Raw genomic sequence first — 17,800 nt, forward strand, 5'->3', positions numbered from 1 at the left:
TTGCTTTCGGAAAAGGCCATGCGCAAAGTCGGATTTCTAGAGCGTCCTTTGCGCGTTTGATAACGCGCGGCGCTCTAGTGGCACCATCATCTGACTCGCAGGGGCGAGTTTCGAAACGGACTCTAGACGTTATGAATCAAGTCAGAAAAGCCGATCCCAACAACAAGACCGTTGCGGAAAATCGCAAGGCGCGGTTTTCCTATGAGGTGCTCGACACGATCGAGGCCGGCTTGGTGCTGACCGGCACCGAGGTCAAGTCGCTGCGCCAGGGCCAGGCCAATATCCAGGACAGCTATGCCTCGGTCGAAGGCGGCGAAATTTGGCTGATCAATTCCTATCTGCCCGAATATCTGCAGGCCAACCGCTTCAACCATGAGCCCAGGCGGCGGCGCAAGCTCCTGCTCAACAAGCGCGAGATGGCCAAGCTGTCGCAGAGCGTCGACCGTGAAGGCATGACGCTGGTGCCGCTAAAAATCTATTTCAACGACCAGGGCCGCGCCAAGCTGCTGCTCGCCGTCGGCCGCGGCAAGAAATTGCACGACAAGCGCGAAACCGAAAAGCAGCGCGACTGGTCGCGTGAGAAGGGCCGGCTCTTGAAGGAGCGTGGGTGAGAGACGTCAGGCGGTAGCCCTCGAAAAGCCAGGTTGGCTTCCAAGTTTCGGGCAAGCGCAACCGGCAGATACCAGAGGGGATAGCCTTTGAAGAACCGGATCATCCTATGGGGATCGGTCTGCCTGGTTTTTGCAGCGCTGGGCGTGGCAGGCGGCTTCATCTACTTCCACACCTATTCTCCCGACCGTAGCAAATATCCGGTCAGAGGCATCGACGTCTCGCATCATCAGGGCCAGATCGACTGGCGGCGCGTTGCCGCCGACGATGTCGCCTTCGCCATCATCAAGGCGACCGAGGGCGGCGATCATGTCGACCGCGCCTTTGCCACCAATCTGCGTGAGGCCCGCGCGGCTGGCATCGCCGTCGGCGCCTATCATTTCTTCACCTTCTGCCGGCCCGGCGCCGACCAGGCGAAGAATTTCATCTCGGTGGTACCGCACGATCAGCCTCTGCTGCCGCCGGTGGTCGATGTCGAGTTCGGCGGCAATTGTCCGCAGCGTCCGTCGCCTGAACAGTTGAATGCTGAACTCCAGGCTTTCCTCGGACCCGTCGAGGCGGCGTTCGGCAAGACGGCGATCGTCTATCTGACCGATGAGGCGGAGGCCGCCTATGCCCGGCAGATCGCTGCTCGCCCGCTCTGGCTTCGCTCGCTGCTCATGGAGCCGGACCGCCACGACTGGGTCTATTGGCAGTACCACAACCAGGGGCGCGTGGATGGCATCCAGGGCAACGTCGACCTGAACGTTCTGCAGGGCGGGCCGGTCGTGCTAGCCGCGCTGTTTTCAGCATCACCGGGATCGATCCCTCCGGACGCTCCGCCGTCCCCGTGAACCCATTCAGGGAACAGCGCTCACTGCCGCTTTATGCTGCAACCTGCGAAACCTCCGGCGCCAGCGTCACATTCGCATCGCCCCATTCTTTCAAGGCGGTGATCACCGGCGCCAGGCTTCTGCCACGCGGTGTCAGGCTGTATTCCACCTTCGGCGGCACTTCCGGATAGATCTTGCGATCAATCAGCCCATCGGCTTCCAGTTCGCGCAACTGATTGGTCAGCATGCGCTGCGTGCAGTTCGGAATGCGCCGGCGGATTTCGTTGAAGCGCAGCGTACCCTCGAACAGATGGTAGAGCACGACGCCTTTCCACTTTCCGTCGATATAGCGCAGCGTTCCCTCCACGGTGCAGCCGGGGCTGCAATCGAATCGTTCATGACGAATGCGCGGCATCACGGTATCCTTTTCGACACTATGTGCTTTATATGTGCATTCTTGCGCTTGACGCACATAATCCGCATCTCTGCCCCAGACAAAGCTCAACAGCAATCGCGGAGACCAGAATGCGCGCCGTCGGCTATCAAATCCCAGCCCCGATCACCGATGAAGCCTCCCTTGTCGATATCGACCTGCCCAAGCCGGAGCCGAAAGGCCGTCAACTGCTGGTCGAGGTAAAGGCGATCTCGGTCAATCCCGTTGACACCAAGATAAGGCGAAGTGCCAAACCCGAAGCCGGAAGCTGGCGTGTGCTTGGCTGGGACGCTGCCGGCCGGGTCGTTGCAACGGGGCAGGATGCCAGCCTGTTCAAGCCCGGAGACGACGTCTTCTATTCCGGTGCGCTCGCGCCGCAAGGCACCAATGCCGAGTTCCACCTTGTCGATGAGCGCCTCGTCGGCCGCAAGCCCAGTTCGCTCGACTATGCGCAGGCTGCCGCGCTGCCGCTGACGGCGATCACCGCTTTTGAGGCGCTGTTCGATCGCCTTGACGTGAAGAAGCCTGTCGTGGGTGCCGCGAATGCCATCCTGATCATCGGCGGCGCCGGCGGCGTCGGCTCGATCGCGGTTCAGCTTGCACGCCAACTGACCGATCTGACGGTAATCGCCACCGCATCAAGGCCAGAGACACGCGACTGGGTGCTTGGGCTTGGCGCCCATCATGTCATCGATCATTCCAAGCCGCTGGCTGCCGAAGTCGCGGCACTCGGTATCGGCGCACCAGCCTTCGTGTTCTCGACAACCAACACCGACCGGCACCTGGCCGAGATTGCCGAATTGATCGCACCGCAAGGCCGGTTCGGGGTGATCGACGATCCCCAGACGCTGGATATCAGTCCGTTCAAACGCAAGAGCGTTTCGGTCCATTGGGAACTGATGTTCACCCGCTCGCTGTTCGAGACGCAGGACATGGCCGCGCAGGGCGGGCATCTGAACGAGTTGTCGCGCCTTGTCGACGCAGGCACCGTCCGCACCACCTTGGGCGAAACCTTCGGTCGGATCAATGCCGCCAATCTGAAGCGCGCCCATGCACTGATCGAGACCGGCAAGGCCAAGGGCAAGATCGTGCTGGAGGGGTTCTGAAAGGGCGTTATTTCCGCAGGAACGCCGCGATCTCGCTGAACACGTTGACGAACATTTCTTCCGTCAGGACACCGGTGTTGGTGTTGTAGCGCGAGCAATGATAGCTGGAAAACAGCGCGATGCCGCCGGCCGGCAACTGCCCGCCATGCTTGAACGGATAGGCGGCAACGCGCCCGCCGAGCGCCCGCACGGTCGACTGGTGCGCGATCGATCCAAGCGCCAGCACCGCGCGTAGCTTGGGAAAGCGCGCGATCGTCGGCACCAGGAATGTTCGGCAGGTGGCGATCTCGGCGCCGACAGGCTTGTTCTCCGGCGGCACGCAGCGCACCGCATTGGTGATCGCCGTGCCGACAAGCTCCAGCCCGTCATCGGGCCGCGCCTTGAACTCACCCCGTGCAAAGCCGTGCGCGATCAGCGTCGAGTAGAGCAGGTCGCCGGCATAGTCGCCGGTGAAGGGGCGTCCGGTGCGGTTGGCGCCGCGCAGGCCGGGCGCCAGCCCGACGATCAGAAGCTGGACCGTGTCCTCGCCCTGCGGCGGCAGGAAGGTCGGCACCGGCGCGTTGAACCAGGACGGCTCGCGCTGCCGCCACTCGGCTATGAAATCATGCAGCCGCGGGCAGAGCGGGCAGTCGCGACCCGGTTCGGCTTGGGAGAGGGCGGTCAAGGCGACCGGCCTCAGTAGTCATCCTCATCGACTTCAGCCGGTTCGGGACGGCGCACGGGCCTCTCCGAGGGATCGCGGCCGACTTCGTTCTTCAGCGTCGTCAGGTCGATGAAGTGGTCGGCCTGGCGGCGCAGATCGTCCGAGATCATCGGCGGTTGCGAGGCCATGGTCGAGACGATCGACACCTTGCGGCCGCGCCGTTGCAGCGCTTCGACCAGCGTGCGGAAATCGCCGTCGCCGGAGAAAATGACATAGTGGTCGACGACATCGGCGAGCTCCAGCGCATCGACGGTGAGTTCGATGTCCATATTGCCCTTGATCTTGCGGCGGCCGGTCGAGTCGGTGAATTCCTTGGCGGGCTTGGTCACCACCTTGAAGCCGTTGTAGTCGAGCCAGTCGATCAGCGGGCGGATCGAGGAATATTCCTGATCCTCGACCAGCGCCGTGTAATAATAGGCGCGCAAGAGATAGCCGCGCTTCTGGAAACTCGACAAGAGCTTGCGATAGTCGATGTCGAAGCCGAGCGCCCGCGAGGTGGCGTAGAGATTGGCACCGTCGATGAACAGGGCGATTTTTTCACGTGGGTCGAACATGGAAAATATTCCTTTTCGAAAAATGCGGCCGTCTAAACGAAATGCGATAGCGACTATCGGTCAGCCTCTTAATAAACGGCTGACCTTGTCCATCCGAGATAACGCCAGTTTGGTGGCAATCCAAGGCATGATGGGGCAATGCAAGCAATTGTGATCGCGGCGTCGAACGAACGACGCGGCCGGTTTTGCCAAATCCGTCGTCCGGGCAGGGGGACTGAGCGCCCAATAGCCCCGCCAATGCCATGATGCTTGTATTTTGGCGGCGTTCGGGTTATGGACCGCGCCTGTTTTCCATCAAATCCAGGCATGAAAGGGGCAGTCCATGGCCCGCGTAACCGTTGAAGATTGCATCGACAAGGTCGACAACCGCTTCGAGCTGGTGCTTTTGGCCGGCCACCGTGCTCGCCAGATCAGCCAGGGCGCACAGATCACCGTTCCTCGCGACAACGACAAGAACCCGGTCATCGCCTTGCGCGAGATCGCCGACGAGACGCTGTCGCCCGACGACCTCAAGGAAGATCTGATCCATTCGCTGCAGAAGCATGTCGAGGTCGACGAGCCCGAGGCCGATGGCGAGGTGATCGCCGATCAGACCGGCGCCGCTGTCGCGGCCACCGAAACCGACGACGCCGAGGACAACATCACCTTCGATCGCATGACTGAGGAAGACCTGCTGGCCGGCATCGAAGGTCTGGTACCGCCGGAAAAGAGCGACGACTACTAAGAGAGTTTTCTGGACCTGCCCGGAACACGTTTCCGGCACTTCCGTCCCGGCAGTTTCGTGGCTATCTATGACATGCGCCGTACAGCAGTGCGGCGCATGATTCATTTCATCGCTGAGAGATTCCGCCCATGATGCGTCAGTATGAGCTTGTCGAGCGCGTCCAGCGCTACAAGCCTGACGTCAATGAGGCGTTGCTCAACAAGGCCTATGTCTATGCCATGCAGAAGCATGGCCACCAGAAGCGCGCTTCCGGCGATCCCTATTTCTCGCATCCGCTCGAAGTCGCTGCCATCCTCACCGAAATGCATATGGACGAGGCAACGATCGCTGTCGCTTTGCTGCACGACACCATCGAAGACACAACCGCGACGCGGGCCGAGATCGACGATCTGTTCGGCCCCGAAATGGGCAAGCTGGTCGAGGGCCTGACCAAGCTGAAGAAGCTTGATCTCGTCTCCAAGAAGGCCGAGCAGGCGGAGAACCTGCGCAAGCTGCTGCTGGCGATCTCGGAAGACGTCCGCGTGCTGCTGGTCAAGCTCGCCGACCGCCTGCACAACATGCGCACCCTCGACCACATGCCGGAGGCCAAGCGCCTGCGCATCGCCGAGGAGACGATGGACATCTATGCGCCGCTGGCCGGGCGCATGGGCATGCAAGGCATGCGCGAGGAGCTGGAGGAGATCGCCTTCCGCTACATCAATCCGGAAGCCTACCGTGCCGTCACCGCGCGGCTTGCCGAGATCTTCGAACGCAACAAGGGCGTGCTGACCGACATCGAAAAGGCGCTGTCGGCGCTGTTTGAAAAGCATGCCATCAACGCCGGCGTGAAGAGCCGCCAGAAGAAGCCGTGGTCGGTGTTCCGCAAGATGGAGGCCAAGGCGCTTTCCTTCGAGCAACTGTCCGACATTTTCGGCTTTCGTGTCGTCGTCGATACGGTCGAGGACTGCTATCGCGCGCTCGGCGCCATCCACACCACCTGGTCGATGGTGCCCGGCCGCTTCAAGGACTACATCTCGACGCCGAAGCAGAACGACTATCGCTCGATCCACACCACCATCGTCGGCCCCTCGCGCCAGCGCGTCGAACTGCAGATCCGCACCCGCGAGATGAACAAGATCGCCGAATACGGCGTCGCGGCGCACTCGATCTACAAGGACACCGGCGGCAAGACGAACGGTGCCGGCCATGCGATCTCGAAGGAGACCAACGCCTATGCCTGGCTGCGGCGCACCATCGAGCAGCTTGCCGAAGGTGACAATCCCGAGGATTTTCTCGAAAACACCAAGCTGGAACTGTTCCAGGACCAGGTGTTCTGCTTCACTCCGAAAGGCATGCTGATTGCCTTGCCGCGCGGTGCCACGCCCATCGATTTCGCCTATGCGGTGCACACCGATGTCGGCGACACCTGTGTCGGCGCCAAGGTCAACGGCCGCATCATGCCGTTGATGACGGAACTGAAGAATGGCGACGAGGTCGAGATCATCCGCTCCAAGGCGCAAGTGCCGCCGGCGGCGTGGGAATCGGTCGTCGTCACCGGCAAGGCGCGCGCCGCCATCCGCCGGGCCACCAAGAACGCCATTCGCAAGCAGTATTCCGGCCTCGGCGCGCGTATTCTCGAACGCGCCTTCGAACGCGCCGGCAAGAATTTCACCAAGGAAAGCCTGAAGCCGGTGCTGCACCGGCTGGCGCGCAAGGATATCGAGGACGTGCTGGCGTCCGTCGGCCGTGGCGAACTCGCCTCCACCGACGTTATGAAGGCGGTCTTCCCCGACTACAAGGACGAGCGTGTCACGCCGGCAGCGCCCAAGCAGCGCGAGGAGGGCTGGTCGAAGATCCGCAACGCCGCCGGCATGCTGTTCCAGATTCCGGGCCGCGCCGCGCGCAAGGACAAGGACCAGCCGCGCGACGGCGCCGTGCCGATCCGCGGCGTACGCGGCGACCTGCCGGTGCGCTTCGCGCCGGAGGGTGCTGTGCCCGGCGATCGCATCGTTGGCATCGTCCAGCCGGGCACCGGCATCACCATCTATCCGATCCAGTCGCCGGCGCTGCAGGCTTTCGATGACCAGCCCGAGCGCTGGATCGATGTGCGCTGGGACATTGACGAGCGCACCAAGGAGCGCTTCCCCGCGCGTGTCTCGGTCACCGCCATCAATGCGCCGGGCTCGCTCGCCGATATCGCCCAGGTCGTTGCGTCCAACGACGCCAACATCCATACGCTGTCGATGGTGCGCACCGCGCCCGACTTCACCGAAATGCTGATCGATCTCGAAGTCTGGGATCTGAAGCATCTCAACCGGCTGCTGTCGCAGCTCAAGGACAATTCGAGCGTCAGCGATGCACGGCGCGTGAATGGCTGACATGGCTGATCTATTTGGGGGCAGGCGCAGATGAAGACCGATGAAGTGCTGGGCATTTTCCGCGAGGCGGGTGCTGTTCTGGAGGGGCATTTCATCCTGACGTCGGGCCTGCGCAGCCCGGTCTTCCTGCAGAAGGCACGGGTGTTCATGCATGCCGACAAGACCGAGCGGCTTTGCAGGGCGCTGGCCGAAAAGATCCGGGCAGCGGTGCCAGGCAAGATCGACTATGTCGTCGGCCCTGCGATCGGCGGCCTGATCCCGGCCTACGAAACCTCGCGCCATCTCGGCGTGCCGGCGATCTGGGTCGAGCGGGAAGGGGGCGAGTTCCGCCTGCGCCGCTTCGAGATCGCCAGGGGTGCGCGCGTCGTCATCGTCGAGGATATCGTCACCACCGGCCTGTCGATCCGCGAAACCATCGAGTGCCTGCGCGAGCTTGGCGCCGAGGTGGTGGCGGCCGCCTGCATCATCGACCGTTCGGCCGGCAAGACCCATGTCGGCGTGCCGCTGATCGCGCTCGCCGAATACGAGGTTCCGGCCTATCCGCCGGACCGGCTGCCGCCGGAGCTTGCCGCGATACCTGCGGTCAAGCCTGGCAGCCGCAACATCTGACCGTGGATGTCGCCCAAAAGTGTGCAGCGGTTTTGGGAGTAACGACATGCATGAAAACAAATTCGAAACGATCGTCGGGATCGATCATTTCGTGCTGACGGTGGCGTCGCTCGAAGCGACCTGCGCCTTTTACCAGCGCGTGCTGGGTTTCGAGCGCATCGACACGCCGGGCCGGCCAACAGCGCTGGCTTTTGGCAGCCAGAAGATCAATGTCCATGAAATCCGCCGCACTTTCGAGCCGAAGGCGAAGGTGGCGACGCCAGGGTCGGGCGATTTCTGCCTGGTTACCGGACGACCGCTCGACGAAATCCGTGCCCGTCTCGAAGCCAATGGCGTTGCGCTCGAACTGGGACCGGTCGAGCGCATTGGGGCGCGCGGTCCGATGATGTCTGTCTATTTCCGCGATCCGGACGGCAATCTTGTCGAAGTCAGCCAGTACTTGCGGTAGTGTCTCAGGCATCCGGCTGCGACAATAAGCCGAAGCCATTCTCAAATTCGCCGCGATTGTCGGGTGTTGGAGACGTGAACCTTACCAAAGATTATGGCGGCGCGGCCGCTGTGCAGGTAGCCTTCGGTTGTTGTCGGGGCTGCGGATCGCTATATCAAAGTGGCGATTGCCTTCGGGCGACCGTAAAGCGCAAGATATGGCGGTTGAAGCCCGGCTGAAGACGGCCGGCATGCAAGCTGTAAAGTATCGGGAATAGAAAAGAGTGCTTTTTCGTCGCCGCAAGCCTGATGGTCTTTTGGAGCGGGTGCGCACCTATCTGTGGCCGCGCCGTTCGTTTTCGCGCTCGCTGCAGTATTTCTCGAAACGCATCCTGCGCCTGAAGGCCACGCCGCACGCAGTGGCCGCCGGGGTCGCGGCCGGTGTTTTCGCGTCGTTCTTTCCCGTGGGCTTCCACTTCATCATTGCCGCCGTTCTGTGTTGGGTGATTGCCGGCAATCTGGTGGCGGCGGCACTGGGTGCTGTTTTCTTCGGCAATCCACTGACTTTTCCCATTCTGTGGGGCGCATCCTGGGAAACCGGCAAGCTCATCCTGCACGATCGCCTGCCGGCGCATGGTCCGCCGGCGCATCTGGGCGAGATGCTGCACACGCTTTCCTTCGCAAAACTGTGGCATCCGGTGCTGGAACCCATGCTGATCGGCGCGGTGCCGCTCGGGCTGGTGTTCGGTCTCCTGTTCTACGGTGTCACGCGCTGGGGGATGAATGTCTTTCGCGAGCAGAGGCGCAAGCGGCTGGCCGAGCGCGCAAGCCGCGGTGAGCAGCCGCCCCATCCCGGTGCAAGCATCGGTTCCGCTACGCGATGATCATCGGCATCGGCAGCGATCTGATCGATATCAGGCGCATTGAGAACTCGCTGGAGCGTCACGGCCAGCGCTTCGTCCAGAGGATCTATACCGAGGTCGAGCAGGCACGTTCGGAAAACCGACGAGCCCGCGCCGCTTCCTATGCCAAGCGCTTCGCCGCCAAGGAGGCCTGCGCCAAGGCACTGGGCACCGGTCTGGCGCAAGGCGTGTTCTGGCGCGACATGGGCGTCGTCAACCTGCCCAGCGGCGCGCCGACCATGGCGCTGACCGGCGGCGCGCTGGCACGGCTCGAAAAAATCCTGCCCCCGGGGCACAAGGCGGCGATCCACCTCACCATCACCGATGATTTCCCGCTCGCTCAAGCCTTTGTGATCATCGAGGCGTTGCCCGTCGAACAAGCGCCACATTGATTGCATTTGACGACCGGCATTGACGTTGCCCAGCGCGCGCCGAGACTCTATACATCCAACGCACAATCGAGGACGACATGAGCGTGGCTGAAAAATCCCAGAAGAAATCCGGCGGGCTTGGCGAAACCGTCAGCGTCATCGTCCAGGCGCTTTTGCTCGCGCTGGTCATCCGCACGCTGTTGTTCCAGCCCTTTTCGATCCCGTCGGGATCGATGCGGCCGACGCTTCTGGAAGGCGACTATCTGTTCGTCACCAAATGGTCCTACGGCTATTCGCGCTATTCGCTGCCGTTCGGGCCTGACCTCTTCTCGGGCCGCATCTGGGGCTCCGAGCCCAAGCGCGGCGACGTTGTGGTGTTCAAGTTCCCGCCGGATCCGTCCGTCGACTACATCAAGCGCGTGGTTGGCCTGCCCGGTGACAAGATCCAGATGAAGAATGGCCAGTTGTTCATCAACGGCGTCGGCGTGCCGCGCGTGAAGACCGGCCAGATAGACAATCCCGATATCACCGAAATGCCTCAGCCGATCGACGTCTACCGGGAAACCCTGCCGAACGGCGTCAGCTACGACACGCTCGACCTCAATCCGAATTCGATCGGCGACAACACGCGTGAATTCGACGTGCCGCCCGGCCACTATTTCATGATGGGCGACAACCGGGACAATTCCGCCGACAGCCGGTTCACCGTCGGCTATGTTCCCGCCGAGAACCTGGTTGGCCGCGCCAACCTTGTCTTCTTCTCGATCGCCGGCAAGGCAAGCCCTCTCGAAATCTGGAAATGGCCGTCGCTGATGCGCGTTTCGCGCCTGTTCCATTTCGTCAATTAGGGTCATGGCGGCAACAAAGCGGTTGACCGCCGATGCGCTCGCCGAAGCGCTGGTGGAACGGACGGGCCATGCCTTTGCCGATCGCCAGCGCCTGCAGCGCGCGCTCACCCATGCCAGCGCCCGCGGCGCCAATGCCGGCACCGATTACGAGCGTTTCGAATTTCTCGGTGACCGGGTTCTCGGCCTGGTCGTCGCCGACATGCTGCTGGCGGCGTTTCCCGACGCGGCGGAAGGCGAATTGTCGCTGCGGCTCAATGCGCTGGTCAATGCCGAGGCACTTTCCGAGATCGCCGAACATATCGGGCTGCCGGACCTGATCCGCGCCGGATCGGATGTGCGCGGGCTCGAGGGGCGCAAGCGCGTCAATCTGCGCGCCGACGCCTTGGAATCGCTGATCGCCGTGCTCTATCTCGACGGCGGGCTGGAGGCGGCACGCGCCTTCATCCACAAATACTGGCAGCCGCGTTCGCAGGCTTCCGGTGCGGCGCGCCGCGACGCCAAGACCGAATTGCAGGAATGGGCGCATCAGGCGGCCAGTGCCGTTCCGGCCTACCAGATCGACAGCCGCGAGGGGCCGGACCACGATCCGTTGTTCACCGTCAGTGTGAGGGTCGGTGCATTTCAGCCGGCGACCGGCAGCGGTCGTTCTAAACGTGAAGCGGAGCAGGCAGCCGCGGCTGCCCTTCTGCTGCGCGAAGGTGTATGGAACGCGGCATGACCGATATTGAAACTGCAGAAACCCCCGCCACGCATTCCGGCTTCGTCGCGCTGATCGGCGCGCCGAATGCCGGCAAGTCGACGCTGGTCAACCAGTTGGTCGGCGCCAAGGTGTCGATCGTCACCCACAAGGTGCAGACGACGCGTGCCATCGTGCGCGGCATCGCCACGCATGACAATGCGCAGATCGTCTTCGTCGACACGCCGGGCATCTTCAAGCCCAAGCGGCGCCTCGACACCGCGATGGTGACCACCGCCTGGGGCGGCGCCAAGGATGCCGATATCGTGCTTTTGCTGATCGATGCCGAACGCGGCATCCGGGGTGATGCCGATGCCATTCTCGAACGGCTGAAGGATGTGCGCCAGCCGATGGCGCTGATCCTCAACAAGGTCGATCGGGTCAAGCACGAGACGCTTCTGGCCCTGTCCGCGGCGGCGAACGAGAAAGTGCCGTTCAAGCGCACCTTCATGGTCTCGGCGCTGACCGGCTCCGGCTGCAAGGACCTGCTCGACTATCTGGCGCAGGCGCTGCCGGCCGGCCCCTGGTACTATCCGGAGGACCAGATTTCCGACCTGCCGATGCGGCAACTGGCGGCCGAGATCACCCGCGAAAAGCTGTATCTGCGGCTGCATCAGGAACTGCCCTATTCCTCGCATATCGAGACAGAGAAATGGGAAGAGAAGCCGGATGGCTCGGTGCGCATCGACCAGACCATCTATGTCGAGCGCGACAGCCAGAAGAAGATCGTGCTCGGCCACAAGGGCGAAACCATCCGTGCCATCGGCCAGGCGGCGCGCATGGAGATCGCAGGCATCCTCGAGCAGAAAGTGCACCTCTTCCTGTTCGTCAAGGTGCGCGAGAACTGGGGCGACGATCCAGAGCGTTACCGCGAGATGGGGCTCGAATTCCCGCACTAGCGGCCTGGCGTGTCATCGATGCGGTGCTGGCTGACCGCAGGCGCTGGACATGATGTGATTCTCGACCGTCATTGTTCTCGTTCGCGCACCTGTCGCACTGGGCTCCCTAAAGCCTGTCCGGTGGCACGCACCGGCATGTGACTGTCACGGAGCGAGAGGCCCGCCGTCACAAATCAGGAATGCGACAGCGTGCGTCGGTGCGTTTCGATTGCTTTGGCAGATATGGCCAACCCAGCGACCAGCTTGGCTATCCGTCGCAACCTCGAAGTGGATTGGATGCCAGTCCACGATAGATGGAACGAAAAATAACCACTGATTGTTGTCGTAAATAGTCAAAAAGGTCCTATTTAATGGGATATTTGTGGAATGGTAACTTGTTTAAAATATCGTTAGCCGAGAAATTATTAGGAAATATATTGATTTTATGACGCTGTTCCGATTGTGCCATTTGCTATACGGCGAGTGTTATTTGTGCAACACGGTATTAATCTGTTCGAAGAATCGCCGTTATTTTCAAAACCGTCATTGAAGGCGGAAGATTGATGGGTATGTTCGCCGCGAAAAGGGGACGCGGTGCGCGCCTTTTTCGTTGTGGGTGAGGCGGGAAAACATATCCGCCAGCCACAAATCCGAAGCCATTTAAAACTATGACTGGAGAGGTCAGAAAATGAACATCAAGAGCCTCCTTCTCGGCTCAGCCGCGGCCCTGATCGCGGTCTCCGGCGCTCGCGCCGCGGACGCTGTCGTCGTCGCCGAACCGGAACCGGCCGAATACGTCAAGATCTGCGACGTCTACGGCGCCGGCTACTTCTATATCCCGGGCACCGAAACCTGCCTGCGCATCGGCGGCTACCTCCGCTATGACATCGGCGTGGGCGATTCCGGTACGTTCGATGGCGTCAATAACGTCGCGGATCACAAGGACGGCGGTACCAACGACACCTGGTACAAGAACATGCGTTTCACGCTGCGGACCTATACCGGCCAAGAGACCGAGCTCGGCACGTTGAAGACCTTTACCGAGACCCGCTGGCAGTTCGGCAACAAGTCGGGCGACTATGACGGAAGCGCCTCCACCGACTGGCAGGGTGTCAACAAGGGGACTACCCTCAATTTCGCCTGGATCCAGCTCGGTGGCCTACGCGTCGGTAAGGATGAAACCGTATACGACCAGTTCATCGGCTATGCCGGCAATGTTATCCAGGACACGATCATCCCGTACGGCATCAAGGATACCAACGTCGTCAGCTACTACTTCGACGCTGGCAGCGGCTTCTCGGGCGTCGTCTCGCTCGAAGAAGGCACCGGCGCCAACACGATCGACAGCTATGTTCCGCATGTCGTCGGCGGCTTGAAGTACAAGGCCGACTGGGGTGCGATCACCGGCGTCGTCGCCTATGACAGCAACTATGAAGAAGTGGCCGGCAAGGTTCGGTTGGACGTCAACGTCACCAAGGAACTGTCGCTGTTCGTGATGGGCGGCTACGGCACCGACGACAATCTCAAGGACCCCAGCAATTTCGTCAACGCTCATGGCCGTAGCCAATACAAGCCGTGGGGCGGCAATTGGGCTGTCTGGGGCGGTGGTACCTACAAGTTCAACGACAAGACGGCGTTCAACGTCCAGGCATCTGCCGACGACGACAAGAATTACGCTCTTGCGGCGAACGTCGCTTACACCATCGTTCCCGGCTTCACGATCACGACCGAAGTCGACTGGGATCACTACGGCAACTACGGCAACCCCTCGCTCTACGGCAACTGGACCAAGGCCAACAAGAAGGACAGCGTCGGCGGTATCGTCCGCTTCCAGCGCAACTTCTAACCGCTCGACTGACCTTACCAGGCCGCCCGCAGCATCTTGCTGCGGGCGGTTTTTTTATGCGTTGGTGCAAGAGCCGGCCCAGGCGCCAGGCCCATACCTTGATTTCGCCATCCAACCGGTGAAAAGCTCCGGAAATGGAATGGCGCGACGAGGGAATCATTCTCGGCACCCGCAAGCATGGCGAAACCAGCGCCATCCTCGAGGTGATGACCCGCGCGCATGGCCGCCATCTCGGTCTTGTGCGCGGCGGCCGTTCGCGCAAGCAGCAGCCCGTTCTCCAGCCAGGCAATCGCGTCGATCTGTTGTGGCGGGCGCGCCTTGACGAGCATCTCGGCACGTTCCAGGCCGAGGCCATCGAGATGAATGCCGCCCGGCTGATGGACAGCGCCGTCGCCGTCTACGGCCTGCAGACCATGGCCGCGCATTTGCGCCTCTTGCCCGAGCGTGACGCGCATGGCGGCCTTTACGAAGCGCTTTCCGTGATGATCGTCCATCTCGACGATGCCGATGCCGCCGGCGAACTGGTGGCGCGCTTCGAACTTCTGATCCTTGATGAACTTGGCTTCGGCCTCGACCTCAGCCAGTGCGCCGCCACCGGCACAAGGCAGGATCTGGCCTATGTCTCGCCGAAGTCGGGCCGCGCGGTGTCGCGCGAGGCCGGCGCGCCGTGGCGTGACAAGATGCTGGCGCTGCCGGCCTTTCTGCAGCGCGGTTCCGGCCTGCGCGCCGATCCTGCGGCGGTCGAGGACGCCTTCCGGCTGACCGGGTTTTTCTTCACGCGCCACGTCTATGAGCCGCGTGCCATCGAACAGCCCGATGCCCGCGCCGGCTTTCTCGCCGCCTTGCGCAAGCATCACGCGACGCGCAAGGCCATTGCCGGAGACAATGCCGCATGAGAGAGGTCGAACGTTATCCGGACCTGGTTCGTCGCGCGGCGGCAAGGTCTTGGCTTTCGGCACCGAGACATGTTCGATATTTCCAGCCGCAAATCTGGCGGCACGTTGAGTTTTCCAGCCGTTTAGCCGCCGCATTTGGATGTCAGTGAAATGAAACGTCAGTGAAAACTGGCCTGGTTTGGGGGAACCGCCATGTTTGAAAGCCTGATCGGCCTTGTCGCCATCATCGCCTTGTTCGTCATTATTTCGCGTCAGCAGAGCCGCATCGGTCTGATCGAACGCGAACTTGGCGCGCTGCGCAGTCTCGTCCTGTCGGGCGCCGTGCCGCCGGTGGCCAAGCCGGCAGAACAGATGGCGGCCGATGGCAAGGCCGAAGCGGCGCCGGTGCCCGCGGCCGCGGCCGATATTGCCTCGCCGGCGGTGAGCGAACCGGTCGTACAGGCGTCGGCTACAGAAACGGAAGCTCCGGCTGGCGAGGCTGTGTCCGGTCCCTGGTCCACGAGCGAGGCTCCGAAGGCAGCGGAACCTGCCGAGCCGGTTGCAGGGGCCAACCCCCCCGGCAAGCCGGATATTGAGACGGCACTCGGCACGCGCTGGGCGGTCTGGGTCGGCGGCATCGCGCTGGCGCTGGGTGGTCTGTTCCTGATCCGCTACACAATCGAAGCCGGCATCTTCGGCCCCGGCGTGCGGCTCACCATGGCGGCGGTGCTCGGGCTGGTGTTGGTCGCCGGCGGCGAGTTCATTCGCCGCACCGGCTTCAAGGTGCCCGTGCAAGGCGTTGCCGGCGCCTATATTCCGGCGATCCTGACGGCGGCAGGTGCCTTCATCCTGTTCGGCACCGTCTATGCCGCCCATGGCATTTACGGCTTCATCGGCCCGGCGCTTGCCTTCACGCTGCTCGGTGCCATTGGCGTGGCGACAATCGCGGCGGCCCTGGTCCATGGCCTAGCACTGGCCGGCATCGGCCTCGTCGGCGCCATGGTGACGCCGGTGCTGGTCGCCTCGCAGGCGCCCAATCCCTGGGCGTTGTTCGGCTACCTCGCCATCGTGCTCGCCACCACCGCTGTCATCGCCCGCATGCGCGACTGGAAAGCGCTGATGGCGGCGGCCTTTTTCGGCACCGGCATCTGGACTATCCTTTACATGACCGACGCGCCGGGCGTGAACCTCCCCGCCATCCTGTTCATCGATGCCGTCACCCTGGCCGTGCTCGCTTTTGTCTGGCTCGGCGGCCATCGCGACGAAACCGCCAGGACCTTCGACTGGCCGTCCATCGTGCCTGGCCTGTTCGTTGCCTTCTCGGCGCTGGGCCTGTCGGTCGACCCGACCTTCGCCGCGGCCGGCTACGCCTTGCCGGGTGCCGCGATCCTCGCGGCGATGGTGGCTGTCGCCCTTTATCGCCCGCTGGCGCTGCCGCTGCTTTACGCCGCCGGACTGGCGACGGTCATGATCTATCTTGGCATCATCCCGCCAACCTCGATCGCGTCCGACTTTTCGGCCGGCGCTCTCGGTGTCGATGGTTTGCCCGTGGCGACGTCCAATGCCTTGACCTTGCGCATCGGCATCGCGCTGGGCCTGGTCTTCATCGGCGCGGGCCTGTGGGCCGCCCGCAAATTCGCGGCATCTTCCCCGCTTCGATCCGCTTCATGGGCGGCATCGGGTGCCGTCGTGCCACTGGTCATCCTGCTGGCACTCTGGTTCACCTTCGGCAATCTCGACCGCGACTTTGTCTACGCCGCCGTCGCAGCGCTGATGGTCGTGGTTTTCGCCGGAGGCGGCGAGTGGATCGCGCGCGCCGAAGAGCCTTCGCTCAAGGGCGGGATAGCAGTTTCGTTTGCCCTGGTCGGTGCGGCGCTCGCCGGTCTCTTGATGCTGCACATGGCTTTCAGTTCCGGCTGGACCACCATTCTGCTTGGTGCAGCAGCCATCGTGCCGGCGCTGGCGACGCGCTGGCGCTCGTACCCGGTGCTCGGCTGGATTTCGGTTGGCGCCGTGATCGCCGTGCTTGGCCGCGTCGCCTTCGATCCGACCATCGTCGGCGCCGAGTTCCTGTCGACGACACCGGTGTTCAACTGGCTGCTGCCGGGCTATGGCGTCCCGGCGCTCGCCTTCGGCTTCGCCGCCTGGCAACTCGCCCGCACCACCAATGGCCGGCCGCGCCTCGCCATGGAAGCGGCCGCGGCGCTGTTTGCGCTGCTTGCCGTTGCCATGCTGGTGCGTCACGCCATGCATGGCGGCGTCATCGACACGGGTCCGATGACGCTCGCCGAACAGGCGATCTACACGCTGATCGCCATCGGCGCCGGCGCCATCCTGGTCGCCATCGACATGCGCTCGCCAAGCTCGGTATGGTTCGATGGCGGCCGGCGTGGTTTCGGTCGCCTTGATCGTCGTCCGGCATTTCGGGGTGCTCAATCCGCTGTTTACGGACGAATCGACCGGCCGGATCCCGGTCTTCAACCTGTTGTTCCTTGCCTATCTCTTGCCGGCCGTAGCCGCCGGCGGACTGGCGCTCTATGTCAGGGGCAAGCGGCCGAAATGGTATTCGGCAATGCTGGCACTGGTCGCGGCGCTGCTTGCCTTTGCGTATGCCACCCTGTCGGTCAGGCGGCTGTTCAAGGGTGAGTTCATCGGCCTGTGGAGTAGGCTTGGCCAGTTGGAGACCTACACCTATTCGGCGCTCTGGCTGGTGATCGGCGTGGCGCTGCTCACCGCCGGCGTCTGGCTGAAGTCGCAGGTGCTGCGCATTGCCTCGGCCGCGTTGATCGCTATCGCCGTGCTGAAGGTCTTCCTCTTCGACATGTCGGAACTGGAAGGCGTACTCAGGGCGATGTCCTTCATCGGTCTCGGCGCCGTGCTGATCGGCATCGGCCTGTTCTACCAGCGGCTTTTGACCAGCGCGGCGAAGGAGAAGATACCGGTCGTCGAACAATGACGGCAGGAATTCAATCAAGCCGGGAATAAACCGGCACCCGCCAGCGTTATCTCAT

Annotated in this window: 17 protein-coding genes and 1 pseudogene; 15 read left to right on the forward strand and 3 right to left on the reverse strand. The window is 62.5% G+C overall.

Features of this window, described 5'->3' with window-relative positions; translation table 11 throughout:
* The first annotated feature begins 131 nt into the window (after nucleotides 1-131).
* The gene (smpB, locus tag MAFF_RS31550; protein ID WP_006202221.1) at nucleotides 132-611 is read left to right on the forward strand and encodes an SsrA-binding protein SmpB; all 480 of its coding nucleotides are present in this window, start codon (nucleotides 132-134) and stop codon (nucleotides 609-611) included.
* 87 nt (nucleotides 612-698) lie between these two features.
* Entirely contained in the window at nucleotides 699-1,442 is a 744-nt protein-coding gene (locus MAFF_RS31555) for a glycoside hydrolase family 25 protein (RefSeq protein ID WP_044549817.1), read from the forward strand.
* Nucleotides 1,443-1,473: 31 nt separating this feature from the next.
* On the opposite strand, the gene MAFF_RS31560 is transcribed toward MAFF_RS31555, so the two are convergent.
* On the reverse strand, nucleotides 1,474-1,836 hold the full coding sequence (locus tag MAFF_RS31560; protein WP_010915093.1) for a winged helix-turn-helix transcriptional regulator: 363 nt from the start codon (nucleotides 1,834-1,836) through the stop codon (nucleotides 1,474-1,476).
* A gap of 110 nt (nucleotides 1,837-1,946) precedes the next feature.
* On the opposite strand from MAFF_RS31560, the gene MAFF_RS31565 reads away from it, so the two are divergent.
* Nucleotides 1,947-2,960, forward strand: a complete 1,014-nt coding sequence (locus MAFF_RS31565) for a zinc-binding alcohol dehydrogenase family protein (protein WP_032929513.1) — start codon at nucleotides 1,947-1,949, stop codon at nucleotides 2,958-2,960.
* Between the two features lie 7 nt (nucleotides 2,961-2,967).
* Here MAFF_RS31565 and MAFF_RS31570 read toward each other — a convergent pair whose 3' ends face one another.
* Nucleotides 2,968-3,624 carry a uracil-DNA glycosylase gene (locus tag MAFF_RS31570; protein WP_010915095.1) on the reverse strand — a complete coding sequence of 219 codons (657 nt, stop codon included), beginning with the start codon at nucleotides 3,622-3,624 and terminating at the stop codon, nucleotides 2,968-2,970.
* Between the two features lie 11 nt (nucleotides 3,625-3,635).
* A complete protein-coding gene (locus MAFF_RS31575; RefSeq protein WP_010915096.1) occupies nucleotides 3,636-4,217 on the reverse strand; it encodes an NYN domain-containing protein in 582 nt (193 codons plus the stop codon).
* Between the two features lie 322 nt (nucleotides 4,218-4,539).
* Here MAFF_RS31575 and rpoZ point away from each other — a divergent pair, with 322 nt between their 5' ends.
* The 12 genes and pseudogenes from rpoZ to MAFF_RS31635 all read left to right on the forward strand — a co-directional run bounded on the left by rpoZ (nucleotide 4,540) and on the right by MAFF_RS31635 (nucleotide 17,745).
* Entirely contained in the window at nucleotides 4,540-4,941 is a 402-nt protein-coding gene (rpoZ, locus tag MAFF_RS31580) for a DNA-directed RNA polymerase subunit omega (RefSeq protein WP_010915097.1), read from the forward strand.
* A gap of 128 nt (nucleotides 4,942-5,069) precedes the next feature.
* The gene (locus MAFF_RS31585; protein ID WP_010915098.1) at nucleotides 5,070-7,298 is read left to right on the forward strand and encodes a RelA/SpoT family protein; all 2,229 of its coding nucleotides are present in this window, start codon (nucleotides 5,070-5,072) and stop codon (nucleotides 7,296-7,298) included.
* A 30-nt stretch (nucleotides 7,299-7,328) separates the two neighbouring features.
* Nucleotides 7,329-7,907, forward strand: a complete 579-nt coding sequence (gene pyrE, locus MAFF_RS31590) for an orotate phosphoribosyltransferase (RefSeq protein WP_010915099.1) — start codon at nucleotides 7,329-7,331, stop codon at nucleotides 7,905-7,907.
* Nucleotides 7,908-7,953: 46 nt separating this feature from the next.
* A complete protein-coding gene (locus MAFF_RS31595; RefSeq protein WP_010915100.1) occupies nucleotides 7,954-8,355 on the forward strand; it encodes a VOC family protein in 402 nt (133 codons plus the stop codon).
* Between the two features lie 262 nt (nucleotides 8,356-8,617).
* Nucleotides 8,618-9,217 (forward strand): DUF2062 domain-containing protein, encoded by a 600-nt coding sequence (locus MAFF_RS31600; protein ID WP_010915101.1) that lies wholly within the window; start codon nucleotides 8,618-8,620, stop codon nucleotides 9,215-9,217.
* A complete protein-coding gene (gene acpS, locus MAFF_RS31605) occupies nucleotides 9,214-9,627 on the forward strand; it encodes a holo-ACP synthase (protein ID WP_010915102.1) in 414 nt (137 codons plus the stop codon). Before MAFF_RS31600 ends, acpS begins: the two co-directional genes overlap by 4 nt.
* Nucleotides 9,628-9,704: 77 nt before the next feature.
* A complete protein-coding gene (gene lepB / locus MAFF_RS31610) occupies nucleotides 9,705-10,454 on the forward strand; it encodes a signal peptidase I (RefSeq protein WP_010915103.1) in 750 nt (249 codons plus the stop codon).
* A 4-nt stretch (nucleotides 10,455-10,458) separates the two neighbouring features.
* Nucleotides 10,459-11,172: a ribonuclease III gene (gene rnc / locus MAFF_RS31615; protein WP_010915104.1), complete on the forward strand. Its 714-nt coding sequence runs from the start codon at nucleotides 10,459-10,461 to the stop codon at nucleotides 11,170-11,172.
* Entirely contained in the window at nucleotides 11,157-12,089 is a 933-nt protein-coding gene (gene era, locus MAFF_RS31620; protein WP_010915105.1) for a GTPase Era, read from the forward strand. The genes rnc and era overlap by 16 nt, the downstream gene beginning before the upstream one ends.
* A gap of 667 nt (nucleotides 12,090-12,756) precedes the next feature.
* Nucleotides 12,757-13,914, forward strand: a complete 1,158-nt coding sequence (locus MAFF_RS31625; protein WP_010915106.1) for a porin — start codon at nucleotides 12,757-12,759, stop codon at nucleotides 13,912-13,914.
* Nucleotides 13,915-14,048: 134 nt separating this feature from the next.
* On the forward strand, nucleotides 14,049-14,810 hold the full coding sequence (gene recO, locus MAFF_RS31630) for a DNA repair protein RecO (protein ID WP_010915107.1): 762 nt from the start codon (nucleotides 14,049-14,051) through the stop codon (nucleotides 14,808-14,810).
* Between the two features lie 192 nt (nucleotides 14,811-15,002).
* Nucleotides 15,003-17,745, forward strand: a pseudogene (locus MAFF_RS31635) (DUF2339 domain-containing protein).
* Nucleotides 17,746-17,800 lie beyond the last annotated feature (55 nt).

The sequence above is a fragment of the Mesorhizobium japonicum MAFF 303099 genome (assembly GCF_000009625.1).
Lineage (GTDB): Bacteria > Pseudomonadota > Alphaproteobacteria > Rhizobiales > Rhizobiaceae > Mesorhizobium > Mesorhizobium japonicum.

Bases quoted from the DNA above. Each gene is read 5' to 3' on its own strand.
- rnc (WP_010915104.1), top strand. From the start codon at position 10,459: ATGGCGGCAACAAAGCGGTTGACCGCCGATGCGCTCGCCGAAGCGCTG.
- MAFF_RS31560 (WP_010915093.1), bottom strand. From the start codon at position 1,836: ATGCCGCGCATTCGTCATGAACGATTCGATTGCAGCCCCGGCTGCACC.
- pyrE (WP_010915099.1), top strand. From the start codon at position 7,329: ATGAAGACCGATGAAGTGCTGGGCATTTTCCGCGAGGCGGGTGCTGTT.
- MAFF_RS31565 (WP_032929513.1), top strand. From the start codon at position 1,947: ATGCGCGCCGTCGGCTATCAAATCCCAGCCCCGATCACCGATGAAGCC.
- MAFF_RS31575 (WP_010915096.1), bottom strand. From the start codon at position 4,217: ATGTTCGACCCACGTGAAAAAATCGCCCTGTTCATCGACGGTGCCAAT.
- smpB (WP_006202221.1), top strand. From the start codon at position 132: ATGAATCAAGTCAGAAAAGCCGATCCCAACAACAAGACCGTTGCGGAA.
- acpS (WP_010915102.1), top strand. From the start codon at position 9,214: ATGATCATCGGCATCGGCAGCGATCTGATCGATATCAGGCGCATTGAG.
- recO (WP_010915107.1), top strand. From the start codon at position 14,049: ATGGAATGGCGCGACGAGGGAATCATTCTCGGCACCCGCAAGCATGGC.
- rpoZ (WP_010915097.1), top strand. From the start codon at position 4,540: ATGGCCCGCGTAACCGTTGAAGATTGCATCGACAAGGTCGACAACCGC.
- MAFF_RS31585 (WP_010915098.1), top strand. From the start codon at position 5,070: ATGATGCGTCAGTATGAGCTTGTCGAGCGCGTCCAGCGCTACAAGCCT.
- lepB (WP_010915103.1), top strand. From the start codon at position 9,705: ATGAGCGTGGCTGAAAAATCCCAGAAGAAATCCGGCGGGCTTGGCGAA.
- era (WP_010915105.1), top strand. From the start codon at position 11,157: ATGGAACGCGGCATGACCGATATTGAAACTGCAGAAACCCCCGCCACG.
- MAFF_RS31625 (WP_010915106.1), top strand. From the start codon at position 12,757: ATGAACATCAAGAGCCTCCTTCTCGGCTCAGCCGCGGCCCTGATCGCG.
- MAFF_RS31595 (WP_010915100.1), top strand. From the start codon at position 7,954: ATGCATGAAAACAAATTCGAAACGATCGTCGGGATCGATCATTTCGTG.